Annotated in this window: 1 protein-coding gene; it reads left to right on the top strand. The window is 34.1% G+C overall.

Annotation, left to right across the window (positions count from 1 at the left end):
- Nucleotides 1-308: 308 nt before the first annotated feature.
- Nucleotides 309-766 (top strand): cysteine peptidase family C39 domain-containing protein (locus tag JCM17102_RS25450; protein ID WP_033887283.1); only part of this gene is annotated, 458 nt, incomplete at its 3' end.

Raw genomic sequence — 766 nt, 5'->3', positions numbered from 1 at the left:
ATTTCCGGCTTATTTTCAGTTGTTTATAATTTGCTTTTTTAATGTTTTTGTAATCGTGTTCAGTAAGTATCTTATTTACATGTACTCTATCCTGTAGGGATACTTCTAATTAAAATCTTCTGAAACCACGATAAACAAAGCATATCGAAGAACGAACTTTATCTTTTTTGCTACCTCTGATGATAACAATACGCAAATATAAACATTTTTTTGAGATGTTGTCAATCTGTTTGTATGTTTAAAAACATAGTCTGAAAATTTCTTTTCTAGTTTAAAATGGATTTTTTTGCAATAAAAAAGATCACACAATGAAATTAACAGCTTTTCCTCACGAATATCAGATGGATGCCAAGGATTGCGGACCTGCTTGTTTAAAAATTATCGCTAAGTACTACGGCAAATACTACTCCCTGCAATATCTGCGTGATTTATGTGGCATTACTCGTGAAGGCGTTTCATTTCACGATATTAGCTATGCAGCCGATAAGATCGGGCTGCGATCAATATCCGTCACCGCTTCTATTGATGAACTCCTTTTTAAGTTACCCCTTCCTTGTATTGCCCATTGGAATGATGACCATTTTATTGTTGTATATAAAACTTCAAAGACTAAAATATATGTTTCCGATCCGGGAAAAGGTCTGATTTCATATCCCCACGATGAATTCAAAGCTAAATGGTATAAAAAAGATAAAACAGTTGGCATACTAATGGCATTGAGTCCGATGGCCAATTTTCATCAGATAGAAGCCCATGAAAAGATCGA

Source organism: Bacteroides faecichinchillae JCM 17102 (assembly GCF_000614145.1).
Lineage (GTDB): Bacteria > Bacteroidota > Bacteroidia > Bacteroidales > Bacteroidaceae > Bacteroides > Bacteroides faecichinchillae.
The sequence above is the reverse complement of the archived record's forward strand: the minus strand, read 5'-3'. Positions and strand labels throughout refer to the sequence as shown.